Annotated in this window: 17 protein-coding genes; 3 read left to right on the forward strand and 14 right to left on the reverse strand. The window is 66.8% G+C overall.

The genetic code is table 11. The features are described from left to right. Nucleotides 1–2: 2 nt before the first annotated feature. The 10 genes from GM1_RS11545 to GM1_RS11590 form a co-directional block, all read right to left on the reverse strand. Nucleotides 3–1,973, reverse strand: a complete 1,971-nt coding sequence (locus GM1_RS11545) for a VWA domain-containing protein (RefSeq protein WP_008379025.1) — start codon at nucleotides 1,971–1,973, stop codon at nucleotides 3–5. After that, on the reverse strand, nucleotides 1,963–3,402 hold the full coding sequence (locus GM1_RS11550) for a magnesium chelatase ATPase subunit I (RefSeq protein ID WP_008379027.1): 1,440 nt from the start codon (nucleotides 3,400–3,402) through the stop codon (nucleotides 1,963–1,965). Before GM1_RS11550 ends, GM1_RS11545 begins: the two co-directional genes overlap by 11 nt. Nucleotides 3,403–3,441: 39 nt before the next feature. Further along, complete coding sequence (locus GM1_RS11555) at nucleotides 3,442–4,413, reverse strand: TauD/TfdA dioxygenase family protein (protein ID WP_008379029.1); 972 nt, start codon at nucleotides 4,411–4,413, stop codon at nucleotides 3,442–3,444. 28 nt (nucleotides 4,414–4,441) lie between these two features. Further along, nucleotides 4,442–5,266, reverse strand: coding sequence for an ABC transporter ATP-binding protein (locus tag GM1_RS11560; protein WP_085950669.1), 825 nt, complete (start codon nucleotides 5,264–5,266; stop codon nucleotides 4,442–4,444). Next, complete coding sequence (locus GM1_RS11565; protein WP_008379033.1) at nucleotides 5,247–6,293, reverse strand: taurine ABC transporter substrate-binding protein; 1,047 nt, start codon at nucleotides 6,291–6,293, stop codon at nucleotides 5,247–5,249. Before GM1_RS11565 ends, GM1_RS11560 begins: the two co-directional genes overlap by 20 nt. 5 nt (nucleotides 6,294–6,298) lie before the next feature. After that, entirely contained in the window at nucleotides 6,299–7,123 is an 825-nt protein-coding gene (locus tag GM1_RS11570; protein ID WP_052005386.1) for an ABC transporter permease, read from the reverse strand. 215 nt (nucleotides 7,124–7,338) lie between these two features. Continuing rightward, on the reverse strand, nucleotides 7,339–7,908 hold the full coding sequence (locus GM1_RS11575; protein ID WP_008379037.1) for a DinB family protein: 570 nt from the start codon (nucleotides 7,906–7,908) through the stop codon (nucleotides 7,339–7,341). Further along, entirely contained in the window at nucleotides 7,905–8,396 is a 492-nt protein-coding gene (locus GM1_RS11580; protein WP_008379039.1) for an SRPBCC domain-containing protein, read from the reverse strand. Before GM1_RS11580 ends, GM1_RS11575 begins: the two co-directional genes overlap by 4 nt. Continuing rightward, nucleotides 8,393–8,746: an ArsR/SmtB family transcription factor gene (locus GM1_RS11585; protein WP_008379041.1), complete on the reverse strand. Its 354-nt coding sequence runs from the start codon at nucleotides 8,744–8,746 to the stop codon at nucleotides 8,393–8,395. Before GM1_RS11585 ends, GM1_RS11580 begins: the two co-directional genes overlap by 4 nt. Before the next feature lie 83 nt (nucleotides 8,747–8,829). Beyond that, the gene (locus GM1_RS11590) at nucleotides 8,830–9,210 is read right to left on the reverse strand and encodes a YchJ family protein (protein WP_008379043.1); all 381 of its coding nucleotides are present in this window, start codon (nucleotides 9,208–9,210) and stop codon (nucleotides 8,830–8,832) included. Between the two features lie 94 nt (nucleotides 9,211–9,304). On the opposite strand from GM1_RS11590, the gene GM1_RS11595 reads away from it, so the two are divergent. The 3 genes from GM1_RS11595 to GM1_RS11605 are packed head-to-tail and all read left to right on the forward strand — an operon-like array spanning nucleotide 9,305 to nucleotide 11,339. Continuing rightward, nucleotides 9,305–9,691, forward strand: a complete 387-nt coding sequence (locus tag GM1_RS11595) for a GntR family transcriptional regulator (protein ID WP_008379045.1) — start codon at nucleotides 9,305–9,307, stop codon at nucleotides 9,689–9,691. Further along, on the forward strand, nucleotides 9,688–10,623 hold the full coding sequence (locus GM1_RS11600; protein WP_008379046.1) for an ABC transporter ATP-binding protein: 936 nt from the start codon (nucleotides 9,688–9,690) through the stop codon (nucleotides 10,621–10,623). Before GM1_RS11595 ends, GM1_RS11600 begins: the two co-directional genes overlap by 4 nt. Next, a complete protein-coding gene (locus tag GM1_RS11605; RefSeq protein WP_008379047.1) occupies nucleotides 10,620–11,339 on the forward strand; it encodes a hypothetical protein in 720 nt (239 codons plus the stop codon). The genes GM1_RS11600 and GM1_RS11605 overlap by 4 nt, the downstream gene beginning before the upstream one ends. Before the next feature lie 29 nt (nucleotides 11,340–11,368). On the opposite strand, the gene GM1_RS11610 is transcribed toward GM1_RS11605, so the two are convergent. The 4 genes from GM1_RS11610 to GM1_RS11625 all read right to left on the reverse strand — a co-directional run bounded on the left by GM1_RS11610 (nucleotide 11,369) and on the right by GM1_RS11625 (nucleotide 15,783). After that, a complete protein-coding gene (locus GM1_RS11610; RefSeq protein WP_008379049.1) occupies nucleotides 11,369–12,115 on the reverse strand; it encodes a sulfite exporter TauE/SafE family protein in 747 nt (248 codons plus the stop codon). Between the two features lie 3 nt (nucleotides 12,116–12,118). After that, nucleotides 12,119–13,684, reverse strand: a complete 1,566-nt coding sequence (gene purH / locus GM1_RS11615) for a bifunctional phosphoribosylaminoimidazolecarboxamide formyltransferase/IMP cyclohydrolase (protein WP_008379050.1) — start codon at nucleotides 13,682–13,684, stop codon at nucleotides 12,119–12,121. Continuing rightward, nucleotides 13,681–14,313: a phosphoribosylglycinamide formyltransferase gene (gene purN, locus GM1_RS11620; protein ID WP_040519975.1), complete on the reverse strand. Its 633-nt coding sequence runs from the start codon at nucleotides 14,311–14,313 to the stop codon at nucleotides 13,681–13,683. Before purN ends, purH begins: the two co-directional genes overlap by 4 nt. Nucleotides 14,314–14,409: 96 nt before the next feature. Beyond that, nucleotides 14,410–15,783 carry a cell division protein PerM gene (locus GM1_RS11625; RefSeq protein ID WP_157435971.1) on the reverse strand — a complete coding sequence of 458 codons (1,374 nt, stop codon included), beginning with the start codon at nucleotides 15,781–15,783 and terminating at the stop codon, nucleotides 14,410–14,412. Between the last annotated feature and the right edge of the window lie 40 nt (nucleotides 15,784–15,823).

The following is a 15,823-nucleotide window of genomic DNA, read 5'->3' on the forward strand; positions in this document are numbered from 1 at the left end:
CCTCATCTGGCACGACGCGCACGCAGGTAATCACCGACGACGGCGGCGCCGAGACCGTCGAGTTCCGGCGCGACCACTCGGCCACCGATACGCCGGGCGACGCGGTCGATGAAGTTCGCCAGACCCGGATCGTCACCGAGTCGAAAGAACGTGATCTGCGTGCCCATCCGCGACAGGTGATCGAGTTCGCGGACAGTCTTACCGATGGTCTCGGGGTGCGGCGGATACCAGAAGAACGCCTCGCCGTCCGGCTCGAGATGAGCCGTCGGCTCACCGTCGGTGACGATGAGGACCACAGGCTGAGCGTTCGGGAACCGCCGCAGATGGCGGTGCGCCAGCAGGAGGGCGTGATGGAGGTTCGTGCCCTGCTCCATCCGCGGTTCCAGCCCGGTGAGTTCGTCGACAGTCGTCGACCGCGCATGCCTGCCGAACTCGATGAGATGCAGTTCGTCGGACCGGAAGCGGGTGGAGATCAGCTGGTTCAACGCGAGCGCCGTGCGCTTCATCGGCGTCCACCGGCCCTCCATGACCATGGAGAACGACGTGTCGACGAGGAGCACGACCGCGGCCTGGGTCCGGGCTTCGGTCTCAGTGACCTCGACGTCACGGACGTCGATCTGCACTCCCGAGGTAGGGTCGCTCTGCTCGGCGACCGTGCGGAGCACGGCGTTGGTGACCGTCCGCGTCACGTCCCAGGGTTCGGTGTCGCCGAACGCCCACTCCCGGGTGGCACCGGTCGGCTCACCGAGGCGGCCGGCCAGATCGGTCCGACGGTCGCCGCCGCGGGACGACAACTGCGCGGCGACGTCCTTCAGGATCGACTGCCCCAGACGGCGCATCGCCTTCGGGCTGAGCTTCATCGAACCGTCCGGGTCGCGCCGGAAGAAGCCCTGGTCACGCAGGGCCTTCTCGAGATCAGTCAGCGTCCGCGCATCAACAGCGGCGTCGTCGCCGAGTTGTCGCGCCAGCGCGTCGAGGTCGATGTCCTCCATCTGCGCACCTGCATACGACTGCGAGAGCTGCTCGGCGAGTTCTTCGAGTTCGGCGATGTCCCGCAACGCCGCCGCGCCCTCGCCCATGCCCATCGGCTGGTCGCCGGAGAACTCCTGCGATCCACCCCAGTTCAGGTCGGGTCGGGCTTGGCGAAGAGCGTCGTCCATCTGCGACAACGCGTTCATCAACTCCGGCGAGCCGAACGCCTGCTGTGAGAGCCCGGCGAGCTCGGCCTGCTGCTCCGGAGTGAGCGAGTTGAAGAACTGTTGAGCGGCGGCCGACCGCTTGGCGAGGGCGTCGATCAGTTCGTCGACATTCTGCGGGCCTTCGGGGAAGAACTCGCCGTGCGCATTCATGAACTCGTCGAAGTCCTGCTGCGTGTCGGTGCCGTTGTTGTGCTTCGCCAACAGGTCGTTCAGGTCGGCGAGCATGTCGGTGATCCGTTGCCGATCCTCCGGCGTCGCGCCCTCGAGAGCCTCCTTCATACCCGCGAACCGCTGATCGAGGGCCTCACGGCCGAGGAGGTCCGAGATCTTCTCGTAGTCGGCACGCGCCTCCGGGCTGCGCCAGTCGTAGTCCGACAACTCCTGCACGGCCTTCGCCGTCGACGCGGGAAGGTTGCCGATCTGCATCTCGGCGAACCGTGCGTCGTCGTCGAGGTCACGAGCGAGTTGTTTCCGCTCAGCCAGCACAGCGGAGTCGAGGAGTTCTCTGATCTCGTCGAACGTGCCGTCGAGATTCCGATTCTTCAACAGTTCCCGCCGACGCCGGTTCGCCTCCTCGGCGAGCCGGTCGAGACCGCGCGACGACGCCCCGCCGCGGCGCAGGAACTCGCGCATGGCTCGCTCCGGCGACACGCCCTGCATGACGTCGTCGCCGATCGCCGAGAGCGCCTCCCTCAAGTCGACCGGCGGCGCGAGCGGGTCCGGTCCGCCGGTGTAGCGACCGTAACGAGAGCGGTGGAAACGGTTACGCGCCATCACGTTCGAGTTCGTCGTCGGCCACGACCGAGTACGCCGTGCGCCCCTGCTCGTCCTCGTCCTTCCCGATGCGCCTGGCCAGGAAGAGTCCTTCCAACGCGAGTTCCAGAGCGCTCGCACGTTCGGCGTCGTCGTCGGCGTCGAGGCGGGCCGCGATCTCGTCGAGGACGGCCAGGACCTCGGAGTCGTCGCCGATCGCACCGATGACCTCAACGGCAGGCACGCGGTCGCCGGTCAGGACCGGATGGCCCGCCTCGAGAGCGGCCACCAGCGGGCGCATGTCGAGCCCGCCGAGATGAGCGCGGACCACGTCGGCCACCGACTTGCGGAGCAGGTAGTCGAGGATCTCCAGTTCGCGTCCCTCCTCACCGGACTCGAACTCGATCTTGCCGCGGAGCACCTCGATCACCGACTGCAGGTCGACCGGACGAGCGACGGGCAGGTCCTCTCCGGTCACCGCGGCGCGGTGCAGTGCCGCGGCGGCGACCGTCTCTGCGGCCGCGATCGAGAATCGGGCGGACACGCCGGACCGCTGGTCGATCGACGGATGTTCACGTGCGTACCGGGTGAACCGGGCGAGCGTCTCGATCAGGTGTGTCGGGACGCTCGCGACAAGGTCGGCTTCTTGCTCGACCACGTCGATCTCGTCGTCCAGGTCGAGTGGGTAGTGGGTGCGGATCTCGGCGCCGAACCGGTCTTTGAGCGGCGTGATGATGCGACCGCGGTTCGTGTAGTCCTCCGGATTCGCGCTGGCGGTGACGAGGACATCGAGCGGCAGACGCAGGCTGTAGCCGCGCACCTGGACGTCGCGCTCCTCCATCACGTTCAGCATCGAGACCTGAATGCGTTCGGCGAGATCGGGGAGTTCGTTGATGGCGATGATGCCACGGTGCGACCGCGGGATCAGCCCGAAGTGAATGGTCTCCGGGTCGCCGAGGCTGCGCCCCGCGGCCACCTTCATCGGGTCGATGTCGCCGACGAGGTCGGCCACCGATGTGTCGGGAGTAGCGAGCTTCTCGCGGTACCGCTCGGTGCGGTGCCGCCACGCGACGGGCAACGCGTCGCCCAGTTCGTCCGACCGCCGGATCGACTCCGGCAGGATCGGCGAGAACGGATGCTCGTCCAGGTCGGAGCCGTCGATGACGGGTGTCCACTCATCGAGGAGTCCGACAAGAGTACGGAGCAGACGAGTCTTGCCCTGGCCGCGTTCGCCGAGCATGACTACGTCGTGCCCCGCGATCAGGGCCCGTTCGAGCTGCGGGATCACGGTGTCGTCGAAGCCGACGACACCCGGCCACGGGTCGTCTCCGTTGCGCAGTGCGGCGAGGAGGTTGTGCCTGATCTCGTCCCGCACATCGCGTTCGATGTGATCTGACGCGCGCAGCTCGCCGAGGGTGTGGATCTGGGGAGGATTGCTGGAATCTGCCACGTGACCCACGTTACCCGTGGTCGGTTCTCGAGGTTCGGCTCAGCCGACGGACTTCGACTCCGCGGCCCACCAGTGGCCCGATTCGTCACCGAACGGCTCGACATGGCCCTGCGGTCCCACCGGACGGTCGCCGCGAAGGGTCACGCGGTGCATGATGCGTCGCTGCGAGTAGTCGCGGTTCGCGTAGTGGGCAGTGCTCCGGTTGTCCCACAGGACCACGTCGCCGAGGCTCCAGCTGTGCCGCACGATGTGCTCGGGCTTGGTCAGATGCCCGTAGAACGCGTCGAGCAGTCCGCGGCTCTCCGCCTCGGAGACGCCCGCGATGTGCGAGGTGAATCCGGGGTTCACGAACAGCGCCTTCCGTCCGGTGACCGGGTGGATTCGGACGACGGGATGCCGCACTGGACGCAGGCCGGTGACCTCTTCTCCGTCCCACACGTTGCCCTTGCCTGATCGGCGATGGCGCAGGTAGTAGCCGAACTCCCGGTTGCCGTCGTGGACGGCGACGAGTTCGTCGGCGAGCCGCTGCATCGGCGACGACAACGACGCGTATGCGGCTTCGCCGTCGGCCCAGTTGGTGTCGCCGCCGAGTTGAGGGAGCACCAGCGGACGAAGGATGGACGCGGCAGGCGGACGCGGCATGAACGTGACGTCAGTGTGCCAGACGTCTGCGAACCCGTTGTCGGTGCTGTCCAGCGAGTACACCTCGGCAGGCAGGTCGGCGCCGCTGTCCCACACCGGATGCCCGGCGGTGAGATCACCGATTCGTGCGGCGAAACGGACGTGCTGGTCGTCGTCGAGGTGCTGGTCGTTCAGCACGAGGACCTTGTGTTCGGCGAGCGCGATGCGCAGCGCGGCGATCTGGGAGTCGGACGCGGTGGCGATGTCGAAACCGGAGATTCGGGCGCCGTGTGTCGGGCCGATCGGAGTGATGTCGAACTCGACACCCGACGAGATGTTGTCGGAAGCTCGCGTCGTGGTCGGAGCGGAGCCGTTGATCGATGCGGTCATGGGAGGTTCCTTTCGGTGTCTGTGATGGTCACTGCGCGGCGGACTTGACCGCTGTCGAGATCTCTTGGCGAAGCGCAGAGAATTCAAGCGAGTCGCGGACGTGTTCCGGTTTGGCGTCGCGCGCCAGGGGCGACGCGATGTCGGCCACCACCTGCCCCGGCCGTTTCGACAGGACGACGATGCGAGTGCCGAGAAACGCTGCCTCTTCTGCACTATGGGTGACGAAGATCGTGGTGCGTCCGGTGGTGGCGCTGACCAGTCGGATGTCGTCTTGGAGTCGTTCACGCGTCAGTGCATCGAGTGCGGCGAACGGCTCGTCCATCAGCAGGACGGGCGTCTCGACTGCGAGGGCACGTGCGATGGCGACACGCTGCTGCTGACCGCCGGAGATCTCCCACACCCGCCGCTTCGCGGTGCCTTCGAGTCCGACTCTCGCGAGGAGTTCGTCGGCCTTGGCGTGCCGCTGCGACCGTGCGACTCCGGCGTATCCGAGCGCCAGTTCGACGTTGCCGCGAACTGTCCGCCACGGGAACAGGCGCGGCTGCTGGAACACGACTCCCGCGGTTCGACCGGCGTGTGGCGCGCCGCCGTCGATGGCGACCGTGCCTTTGGTCGGCGAGTCGAACCCCGCCACCTGCCGGAGGAGCGTGGACTTCCCTGATCCGGATGCACCGACCAGGACGAGGAACTCTCCCGGCGCGATGTCCAGGTCGATCGGTCCGAGCGCGGTGATCCGGTCGGCTCCGGTTCCGAATCGGCGTTCCAGGTTTCGAATCTCGACGCGTCCGACGTCCGGTGTCGAGTCGGCGAGCACGGCCGGAGCGGGCGCTTTCCTACTTGTCAGCAAGGACATCGGGCAATCCCTTCGTGTACAGCGCGTTGCCGAACTCCTGCTCGCTCGGCGCGGTCGGAATCTGCTTCTGGTCGACGAGGAACTGCGCCGCGCTGAACAGGTTGAACGCCAGACGGCCGGGCTTACCGTCGGTGCCGAGCCATTCCGCTGATGCGATCTCCTCGGGCGTCAGGTACGTGCCCTGCTTGAGCTGTGCGGCGGCGTCCTCCTCGGTGGTTCCGAGTTGCGCGGCGATCGCCTTGGCTGCTGCGGCGGGGTCGGAGTGGATCAGGCGCAGCGCCCGCGCCTGGATCTTGCGCCAGGTGTCGACCACCTCGGGATGATCTTTCGCGAACGACCCGGAGACCACGCCGAGGTCGAGGGTCGGCTTGCCGGCCGTTGCGATCTCGCGGCTGGTGATCAGCGTCTTCCCATCCTTGCGGAGTTCGTCGAGCGTGGGGAGCCAGGTGTAGACGGCGTCGAGGTCCCCGCGCTGCCAGGCGGCGAGTGAGGCCTGCGGCTGCAGGTCGATGAGGTCGACCGATGCCGGGTCGACGTTCGCCTGTCGCAGTGCCGCGAGGAGCGAGTAGTGCGCGGTGGACGCGAACGCCGTCGCGACTCGCTTGCCCTTCAGGTCCGCGACGCTGTTGACGCCGCTGCCGTTGCGGGCGACGAGGGCCTCGTTGTCGCCTGCGACGTCGAGCACAAACGCGACCTTGTAGTCGATGCGGAGCGGATCGGACAGGCCGCGCGCGACGGGGCTCGACCCGATTGCGCCGAAGTCGATCTTGCCTGCGACAAAAGCCGTGTTCACGTCGGCGCCGGAGTCGAACTTGGTCCAGGCGATGTTGTAATCGGGCAGTGCGTCTTCGAGCCAGCGGTTGTTCTTGACGATGAGGTCGCCACTGGGGAACGACTGGTAGGCGAGCCGGATGGTCGGCTTGCTGGAGTCGGTTCCGTCGCTGATCGCGCAGGCGGACAGACCGGCCACGGCCGCGACGGCCACCACTGCTGCGAGAAGCCTCGTCTTGAAGCTGGTCGTACTCATATCTGTCACGCCTTTCCGCGCCATGGCACTGCACGTCGTTCGATGACGCGCAGAATTCCGTCGATCACCAGTCCCGAGAGCCCGATGGCGAGAATGCCGACCAGGACCGCGGGGGTGTTGTTGTAGTTGCTGGCGTCTTTGACGACGCCTCCGATGCCGGGGATTCCGTTGAAGAGTTCGGCCGCCACCACGGAGGAGTAGGCGATGCCGACGGACAGTCGGATGCCGGTGAACGTCTCGGGCAGCGCCGACGGGATCACCACGTCGCGCAGCACTTGGAGGCGGTTCGCTCCGAGCGCCTTAGCCGCCTCCACGAATGCGATCGGGGTCGCGGCGACGGCAGAGGTGGTCGCGACTGCGGCCGGCGGCAGTGCCGCCAGCGCGAGCAACGTCACCTTGGGCGCCTCGTCGATGCCGAGCCAGATCACCAGCAGGAAGAAGTAGGCCAGCGGCGGCAGTGCGCGCAGGAACGTGAGCCACGGCTCCACGAGCGCACGGAACCACGGGACCACGCCCATCGAGAGGCCGAGCAGCACGCCCAGGACCACACCGACGGTCACACCGAGCAGCACTCGTCGGAGAGTCATGTACAGGTGCTCCCACAGGAGATACCCGCCGTAGCCGCGGACCCCGTCGTGCGTGGTCGACATGTCGACGAACGCCTTCCAGATCGACCCGATGCTGGGGACGAACGTCGCCGACCAGATGCCGCTCGATGCGGCGACCTGCCACAGGACTGCGAACAGTGCCGCAGACAGGACGGGCAACCCGACCTTCACGAAGGCCGGATGCCGCCACAAGCCTCTCGGCTGGGGTGTCTCGTCGTCGATCGGCGACGGGGCGTCGACGTCGGTCTGTGTTGTACTCACCCGAGAAAGAATGGCCGACCGGCGTGGAGCGGCCCAGCCTTGCGATCAGCGTGGCGTTAAGGACTCGCAAACTTTCCAGGTCGCGACCTCATCACGTATGACGGCACACTCTGGACACAACTTTGGCGACGTTTCACCCCGTCGAACAGGGGAAACGCCGCCAAAGTCGGACGTGTTCAGGCGACGAACGACGGATCTCTGCCGATGAAGGCGGCGAGGGACACGACGGGATCAGATTCGTCGGGCGTCGGAAATGCGGGACCGTATTGGCCTGAGCCACGGAGGATCTCCTCGATCGGATACATGCTCTCGAGGAGGGCCGCGGCGAACTCCTGGTCCATCGCCGGACGACGGCCACCCGCCTGCGCTAGGTCCCACGTGTGCATGAACACGTCGGCGGAGTAGAACTGGTCGACGGCCCGCTCGAGCGGCAAGGTGCCGAGCCTCGGATGAGTGAAGTCCCGTGCGGCGTCACTGGATTCGAGGATGTCCTGGATGGCGTCCGATCGCGCGGACCATGCAGTCGCGGGATCGTCGTCGACCGATGCGACGGCGGGCAACTCCACTCCCCCGGCCTCGAGAAACGCGGGAAACCACTCGACGAGATGCCGGACGACGTCGCGCGCGGCCCATCCGTCGACGGGTGCCGCCGCGTCCCAATCCGTTGTTGCCGCGATCTCGGCAGCGAACCCCTCTGCGACGATGCGATGGCGGTCCGCGGGCGCCGCGGAGGCGAGTGCGGTCATGCGCCCGTCACCTCCCCGGCGGCGAGCATCGCGTCGAGCTTTGCATAGCCCTGATCGACTCCGGTCTCCATACCCGACGCCAACCACGCGTCGCGACCCTCGAAGCTGTCGACCAACGACTGCGCGTGCAGACGGGTACGTCCGTCGCCGAGATCCTCGAAACGCAGTGTTTCGAGGGAGACGTCCTCCGGCATGCCTTCGAAGGTGAACGTCTGGACGATCGTGTCGGCGCCGATGCGGTGAAAACATCCTCGGAATCCGTACTCTTCGCCATCCCTACCTGCGACGTAACGCCATTCTCCGCCGTCTCGCGCATCCCACACGACGATCCGGGTGTCCATCCCGTCGGGCCCGACCCATCGGGCGAACAGGTCCTGGTCGAGGTGAGCAGCGAGCAGCTGCGCGGGGGTGGCGGCGAAGTCGCGCGTGATGCGGATGACGGGCAGGTCCTTGTCGGCCTCGATGGCGGCCTGAGCGGTGGTGGTCATGATGCGTTCTCCTGTGACGAGTCGGTCTGTGGGTTCATCTCGGCGAGCAGCGCGTCCAGCCGCCGATACCGCGACTCCGCCTGCTGCCGATAGCGTTCGATCCATTTGGTCATCAGGTCGAACACCTCCGCTTCCAGGTGGACTGGACGACGCTGGGCGTCGCGGGTTCGAGTCACCAGACCTGCGTCCTCGAGCACCTTCAGGTGCTTGGACACCGCCTGCAGACTCACGTTGTACGGCTCAGCCAGTTCGTTCACGGTGGCATCTGCCGTGGTCAACCGGGCGATCATGTCGCGTCGGGTCGGATCGGCGAGTGCCGAGAACACTCGCGAGAGCTGATCATCCGACATCACCGACCTCCTTGTTCAACCATCCGGTTGATCACTAGTACACGCCTCTTCCACGTCATTGTCAACCATTTGGTTGAGAAAGTTCAGCGATGAACACCGGACACGTAGAGCCACCGTCCGTCGACACGTTCGAATGTGCTGCGCTCGGTCATCTCACCCCTGCCGTCGGCATCGCGATAGACCGCAGTGAACTCCACGATCCCTGCGTCATGGAACAGCGAACCGTCGACGACGTCGACGATCTCCAGATGCAGCCAGCGCGTCCCCTCGTCGAGGTCCACCGACGATGGGCGAGTCGACGGATGCCACGTGTCGAGCAGATACTCACGATCGCCGACGGCGAACGCCGTGAATCGGCTTCTCATCAGGACTTCAGCGGTCGGCGCGACCCCACCGGACAAGAATCGGCCGCAGCATTCGGCCAGGGTCTCACCACTGCCACACGGACATCGTCGCTCATTCACGGCTCCACCCTGACATGACGAATCCCTTGACACTCGGCACCCCCGGTGCCATGGTTAGTTAGTCAAGTAACTAACCAAAGAACAGGAGACGCCCATGATCGACGACGGACGGGCCCTCTTCCAGCAGATCGCGGACAGTGTGGCCGACTCGATCATCGACGGAACCCTCGCGGAAGAGACCCGCGCGCCGTCGACGAACGAACTGGCCGCCTTCCACCGGATCAACCCCGCAACAGCGGCGAAAGGCGTGAACATGCTGGTCGACAAGGGAATCCTCTACAAGCAGCGCGGCGTCGGCATGTTCGTCGCCACCGGCGCCCGCGACACGCTCCGACGCGAACGTCAGCAGGCGTTCGCGGACCGATTCATCGAGCCGTTGCTCGGTGAGGCCCGCAGGCTCGGGCTCCAACCAGACGACCTCGTCGCCCTCATCCGCGACCGCGCACCCCACACCACCGCACTCGAAGGAGACCCGACATGACGAACACGACGGCAGTCAGCGCACGCGGCCTCACCAAGCGCTACGGCGACAACACGGTTCTGGACTCCGTCGATTTCGACATCCCGACGAACACGATATGCGGCCTGTTCGGTCGCAACGGCGCAGGAAAGACAACGCTCATGTCGATCCTCACCGCACAGAACTTCGCGACGGCGGGCGACGCCCGGATCTTCGGCGAAGACCCCTACGAGAACCCGGGCGTCCTCTCCCGGATCTGCTTCGTCCGCGAGAGCCAGAAGTACCCGGACGACGCCCGGCCATCCCATGCCTTCGCCGCCGCGAAACTGTTCTTCCCGAATTGGGACGACGACCTCGCCACGCGACTCATCGACGAGTTCCGGCTGCCGTGCAAGACCCGGATCAAGAAGCTGTCACGCGGCCAGCTGTCCGCGGTCGGCGTCATCATCGGGCTCGCATCGCGCGCGGAGATCACCTTCTTCGACGAGCCGTACCTCGGCCTCGACGCCGTCGCACGACAGATCTTCTACGACCGCCTGCTGGCCGACTACGCCGAGCATCCCCGCACCGTGGTGCTGTCCAGCCACCTGATCGACGAGATCTCCGACCTGATCGAACGAGTCCTCGTGGTCGACGACGGATCGATCGTCCTCGATGAGGACGCCGACGACCTGCGAGGTCGAGCGGTCACCGTGATCGGCGCGGAGAGCGCGGTCGACGAGTTCGTCGCCGGACGCGAAGAACTCCACCGCGAACGACTCGGCTCCGTCGCATCGGCAACAGTCCTCGGCGCGCTCGACGTCGCCGACCTCCGCCGCATCGACGAGTTGAACCTGAACACCGCACCGGTGTCACTCCAAGAACTCATCGTTCGCTTCACCCAACACGCGGACACCACCCGCACGACGCCGGGCGCTCCCAGTAGAGCCCACGCGAAAGGAGCACTCCGATGACCACCGCAACCACCACCCTGCGCACCGGCAAGGTGATCCGCATGCAGTTGATAAACAAGCAGACCTTCGTCTGGATGCCCCTGTTGATCCTCAGCGCATCGTTCGCGATCACGATGGCCATCCACGGAATCGTCGCCTTCTCGGTGTCCGATCGCACCGATCCCATGTACAGCGGCGGATCGCAGGCTCCGCTCTGGTACTTCCTCGTGATCGGCGTTCAGGCGCTGTCGTTCACGTTCCCGTTCTCACAGGCCTTGAGCATCAGCCGGCGAGAGTTCTTCATCGGCACCTTCGCGACGGCGTGCATCACCTCCCTGACACTCACCGCGGCTTTCATCGTCGGCGGCGGCATCGAACGGGCAACCGACGGTTGGGGCTTCGACGCCTACTTCTTCTACCTGCCGTGGATCTGGGACTCGGGACCGATCGCGGCGATGATCCTGTACTTCACGATCGCCATGCTGGCGTTCACCATCGGGTTCTGGGCGTCCACCCTGTACAAGAGGTTCGGCTTGGTGTGGCTGATCGCAACCGGCATCGGCATCGCACTGGCGATTCTGGTCGCGGCGTTCACCATCAGCTTCGCCGACCAGTGGCCCGCCGTCGGACGCTGGCTCGCCGACCTGCGTCCGTTGGAAGCCGCAGGCCTGATCGTGGCCGTGGACGCGGTACTCGCCGGATTGTCGTACGTGACGATCCGACGTGCGATCCCCTGATCTCGTAGAACCGACTACCCGGGTCAGTTCTACGAGACCGCCAGCCAGACCGCGAGTCCGAGCCCGGCGATGCCGATGGTGATGCGCAGCGGGGTCACCGGAAGCCTCTCCACCACCGGCGGACCGGCCCATCCGCCGATGAAGCATCCGGCGCCCATCGCCAGCGCTGCGGGCCACTGAACGGGACCGAAGAATATGAAACCGACCGCGGCGACCGCATTCGCGAGACCCAACAGCGCCGACTTGTAGATCATGGCCTTCGGCAACGGCACCGACGTGACCAGGAGCGCGAGGGCGACGAAGGCGACACCGGCACCCGCACCGAAGTATCCGCCGTACACGGAGACGGCGAAGACGCCGATCAGCCACGCCACCGGCTGGTCGGCGCCATTCGTGATCCAGGTCCGCAACTTCGGCTGGACGAGCAGCGCAATCGATGCGAACGCCACGAGGTACGGCACCACGACGGCGAACACCGAGTCGGGCGCGGACAACAGCAGGATCGCGCCGACGACTCCCCCGGCGAGGGCCGCGCCGCCGCTGGCAGCGAGAGAGCGTCGTCCCACGTAGTCGATCAGCTCCCGACCGGACTTGGCGAAACTCCCGACGCCGACGGCCACCATCGCCACCGTGTTGGTGACGTTGGCGGCGAGCGGCGACAACCCGACGAGCAGAAGCGCCGGATAACTGATGATCGACGCCAGGCCCGTCACGTATCCGACGAGCCCGGCGGCGAAGCCCGCCCCGACGAGGAGCACCAAGTCGGCGGGCGTCATGGATCAGTGCGCGAAGTGGCGCGATCCGGTGAGGTACATGGTCACGCCCGCGGCCTTGGCCGCTTCGATGACCTCGTTGTCGCGGATCGAACCGCCCGGCTGAACGACGGCCCGGACACCGGCGTCGAGCAGCACCTGCAGACCGTCCGGGAACGGGAAGAACGCGTCGGACGCACCGACGGAGCCCTTCGCGCGATCACCCGCGCGGTTCACCGCGAGGTGTGCAGAGTCCACTCGGTTCACCTGGCCCATGCCGACACCGACCGACGCACCGTCGGCGGCCAGCAGGATCGCGTTCGACTTGACCGCACGGCAGGCTCGCCACGCGAACACCAGGTCGGCGAGAGTCTTCTCGTCGGCGGCATCGCCCGCGGCGAGCGTCCAGTTGGCGGGGTCGTCGCCTTCGGCGTCGATCACGTCGCGCTGCTGAAGGAGGATCCCGCCGGACACCGGCCGGATCTCGGCGGCCTTCTCACTCGGGGCCTCGGCGACGAGGATCCGGACGTTCTTCTTGCGGGAGAGGACCTCGACTGCGCCCTCGGCGTACGACGGCGCGATGATCACCTCGGTGAAGATGTCCGCGACCTGCTCGGCCATCTCGACGCTCACCTCGCGGTTGGCGGCGATGACACCGCCGTAGGCGCTGACCGGGTCGCAGGCGTGCGCACGGCGGTGTGCCTCGGCGATGTCGGCGCCCACGGCGATTCCGCAGGGGTTCGCGTGCTTGATGATCGCGACGGCCGGACCGGCGTGGTCGTACGCGGCACGCCAGGCGGCGTCACCGTCGGTGAAGTTGTTGAACGACATGGCCTTGCCGTGCAGCTGCTCGGCTTGCGCGAGGCCTGCCGGACCGTTCGTCGAGGTGTACAGGGCCGCGGCCTGGTGCGGGTTCTCGCCGTAACGGAGCACGTCGGCGCGCTCCCACGTCGCACCGGCCCACACCGGGAAGTCGGACTCGGGATCGGGGGCGACGACGCTGCTCATCCACGAGGCGACCGCGACGTCGTAGTCGGCGGTGTGACGGAACGCCTTGGCGGCGAGGGCCTTGCGCTCGGCGAGGGTGAAGCCGCCCGCGGCGACCGCTTCGGTGACTTTCGAGTAGTCGGACGGGTCGACGACGACGCCGACTGACGGGTGGTTCTTCGCCGCCGCGCGGACCATCGACGGACCGCCGATGTCGATCTGCTCGACGCACTCATCCGGAGTCGCACCGGATGCGACGGTCTCGGTGAACGGGTACAGGTTCACCACCACCAGCTCGAACGGCGCGATGCCGAGTTCGTCGAGCTGACGAAGGTGATCCGCTTTGCGGGTGTCCGCGAGAACGCCTGCGTGCACGCGCGGGTGCAGGGTCTTGACGCGGCCTTCGAGGCATTCGGGGAAGCCCGTCAGTTCGCTGACCTCGATGACGGGGACGCCCGCACCGGCGATCGTCTTCGCAGTGGAGCCGGTCGACACGATCTCCACACCCGCTGCGTGCAGCGCGGTCGCGAGTTCAGTCAGTCCTGTCTTGTCGTAGACGCTGACCAGTGCGCGCCGCACGGCGCGGCGATCTGCAGTTGCGTTCACTTGAGGTGTGCCTTTCGTCCATCGGTGACAACGCCACGGGCGGCGAGCGCGTCCACTACTTCTGGCAGCAGAGCGCGTTCGACGATTTTGATGCGTTCGTGCAGGGAGGCCTCGGTGTCGTCGGGGCGAACCTCGACGATTCGTTGAGCCAGGATCGGGCCGGTGTCCACGCCGTCGTCGACGAGGTGGACGGTGGTGCCGGTGATTTTGACGCCGTACGCGAGCGCGTCGGCGACTCCGTGCGCGCCGGGGAAGGCGGGCAGCAGGGCTGGGTGCGAGTTGACGATCGTCCCACCGAATCGGTTGAGGAACGCGGGACCGAGAATCTTCATGAAACCCGCGGTCACAACCCATTCCGGACTCATGTTCGCGACGTCGGCGGCGAGTGCGGCGTCCCACGCAGCACGGTCCGGGTGGTCTTTCAGTCGGCACCGGATGACTGGGATCCCCGCGGCGTCGGCGATGCCGACGGCTGCACAGTCCCTGTCGACGACTGCGCCGACCACGGTGAACGATGCATCGGGCCGGCTCGCATGCTCGAGAATCGACGCGAAGAGCGAGCCGGTTCCGGAGGCGAGGACCACAACGGGCGACTTCTCGGTGCGCGATGCGTCCTGGGGGCCTGTCACAGGAACGAGTTTAAGGCGTGTTGCAGACCACGTCGCCTTCCGCCCCACCTCTGCATACGCAGCGCTGTCGGAGGGGGTTCTGATCGACGAGGAGAATCAGTGCTTCCCCGGGTCGGTCTCGGTGAGTGGATCAGTGCCGAAGGCGGGCGCCTCGGCGGCATCCGTGCCCGGCGTCGACGTGTCATCGGCGAGAGCCGCATCGTCGTCGGCCTCATCGGCTGCTTCCCGACCGGCAAGATCGGGAGCGTCGTCGACGGACGCATCGCCTGCATCCGCGTCGACCGAGCCTGATTCGGGGACGTCGAACCAATCGTCGAGGTCGTCGCCGACCTCTTCGGCCGCTCGTCGACGACCGGCGAACCCGCCGTCGGCGAGCCAGAGGACTGCGACGACCAGACCTCCGCCGAGCGCGAGCCAAGCGAAGGTGTAGACACCGGCGGTCGGCACGTTGACACCGGAATGGCCGAGTTCGCCGAGGCGACCGCCGGACACCCACGCGGCGGCGACCATCAGCGCGGCGGCGACGGCTGCTCCGATGCCGACGGCTCGAAGGTGACGAACAGGGTCGTCGCTGCGGCAGTACCAGCCGAGAACCGCACCGGCGATCAGCGGGATCACGAAGACGAATGCACCGAGCGGTCCGATGCTCGTCTCGGGGAGTGCAGCGGTGACCGGCAGCGGCGGGACCTCACCGCGCGCGACGTCGAATGCGTCGAGCACGGTGGTTCCGAGTTGGGCGCTCGCCCCGGTGCTGATCGCCGTGGCGCCGACGATCATGTTGGGCAGGTACAGCACAGAGAGCACGGTGAGCCCGAGATAGCCGTCGACAGTGTTTCCGTCGTCGATCATCGTCCTCATCGCGCCCCAGTGCGCGATGATCCCCGCGAACACCATGGCCGCGCCGCCAGCGATGAACAGGCCGAACGCGATCAGACCACCGCGCGCTCCGACGCGCTCGGTGGCCGGAACCGCGAACTCGGTGAGGATCGGCTTCAAGCTCGGGATGGCGACGCCGACCAGGACCGCCACTCCCTGGACCAGCAACGTGTAGCCGAACGCCTGCAGTGAATCGGGTTGGCCGATCGGCGTCACCGCGGAACCGTCGGCGATCACCGCAAGGGACAGCGTGGTGACGAGCATCGAACCGCCGAGCGCGGCGCCGGCGATGCCGATCAGATCAGGGAGTTCACGGGCAGTCGAGGCGCCTTCGGCGACGACTTTCACCGTTCCGGCGGCCGCGAGCAGGGTCGGCAGGAGCGGAAGGATTCCCAGAGTGACGCCGCCGATCGTGACGGGCACCTGGTTCACCGCGAGCCATCCCGCAGCGACGGCGGAGCCGAGACCGGAGAGACCGTCGCCCGCCAGGAGACGAATGATCCCGATGATCACCGCGATCACGATCACGGTGATCATCGGGGACAGCAGTGCGACCTTCACCAGATCCCACGTCGCTGCCTTTCGTGGGGTCACGTCGGCACGACGAGTGAGGCGCACCTGCCGGAGGCGGGCG

The sequence above is a fragment of the Gordonia malaquae NBRC 108250 genome (assembly GCF_000344135.1).
Lineage (GTDB): Bacteria > Actinomycetota > Actinomycetes > Mycobacteriales > Mycobacteriaceae > Gordonia > Gordonia malaquae.